Origin of the sequence: Kribbella sp. NPDC050281 (genome assembly GCF_040655855.1) — a bacterium.
Classification (GTDB): Bacteria; Actinomycetota; Actinomycetes; order Propionibacteriales; family Kribbellaceae; genus Kribbella.
In genome coordinates, this window is sequence record NZ_JBFAKS010000106.1 from 1 (window position 1) to 1345 (window position 1345).

The following is a 1345-nucleotide window of genomic DNA, read 5'->3' on the forward strand; positions in this document are numbered from 1 at the left end:
CCCCGGGTTTGATGCACACCTCCTTCGTTGGGAAGGTGGCAGTCATGCCGAGCAAGTACGACGAGCAGACCCGGGCCAAGGCGGTTCGTCTGGTCCTTGACCATGTTGATGATTACGACTCTGAGTGGGCTGCGATCAGGGCGGTGTCGGCGCGGTTGGGGATGACGTCTGAGACGTTGCGCCGCTGGGTGCGCCAGGCCCAGATCGACACCGGTCAGGCCGATGGGGTGACATCGGAGTCGGCGCGGGAGATCCGTGAGCTGAAGCGGAAGAACGCCGAGCTGGAACGCACGATCGAGATCCTCAAGGAGGCGACGAGTTTCTTCGCGCGGGAGAGCGACCCGCGACAGCGGTGATCTGTGCGTTCATTGCCGAGCAGAAGGCTCGGTTCGGGGTCGCTTCGATCTGTGCCGCGCTGAGTGCGCACGGCTGCACGATCGCCCCGAGGACCTACTACGCCTGGGCCCGGCGGGCGCCGTCGAAACGGGCCCTGTGGGACACCACGATCACCGGGGTGTTGGCCGGGTACTACGAGCCCGACGAGCACGGCCGGCGGCCACCGGAGTCGCTGTACGGGTCGCTGAAGATGTGGGCTCACCTGCGGCGTCAAGGCATCCAGGTCGCGCGCTGCACCATCGAGCGGCTGATGCGAGCGAACCGGTGGCGTGGCGCGACCAGGGCCAAGAAGGTCCGCACCACGATCCCGGACCCGTCCGCGACCCGGGCTCCGGATCTGGTCGAGCGCCGGTTCCGGGTGCCGGCACCGAACCGGCTGCTGGTCGCGGACTTCACCTACGTACGCCTGGCAGGCGCCACGTTCGCCTACACCGCGTTCGTGATCGACGCCTTCGCCGGGCTGATCGTGGGCTGGGAGTGCTCGACGTCCAAACACACTGCGTTCGTCGAACGGGCCATCGCCCAGGCCGCCGCCTTGCGCGTCAGGCAGGGCAAACCCCTACGGAACAAGACGATTCACCACTCCGACGCCGGGTCGCAATATACGTCTGTGCACTTCACCGAGACCCTGCACCTGCACGGAATCAGCCCGTCGATCGGGACCGTCGGCGACGCCTACGACAACGCACTGGCCGAGACCACCATCGGGCTCTACAAGACCGAATGCATCCGCGACGACTCTCCGTTCCGGCGCGGACCACTCACCGGCCTCAGCAACCTCGAGGCCATCACCGCAGCCTGGATCCACTGGTACAACACCACCAGGCTCATGCACCGCCTCGACCGACGCCCACCCGCCGAAGCCGAGGCCAACTACTATGCACAAACCCGCGACGACCAACCGGTCGCACTCACATAACCGAGGGCGCACCAACCCCGGGACGGTTCA

At 66.5% G+C, this 1345-nt stretch carries 1 protein-coding gene; it reads left to right on the forward strand.

Annotation, left to right across the window (positions count from 1 at the left end; translation table 11 throughout):
- Nucleotides 1-44 precede the first annotated feature (44 nt).
- A protein-coding gene (locus AB0I34_RS44135; protein WP_360458736.1) for an IS3 family transposase occupies nucleotides 45-1315 on the forward strand; the annotation gives its coding sequence in 2 pieces (ribosomal slippage) (nucleotides 45-318 and nucleotides 318-1315; 1272 coding nt in all).
- Nucleotides 1316-1345 lie beyond the last annotated feature (30 nt).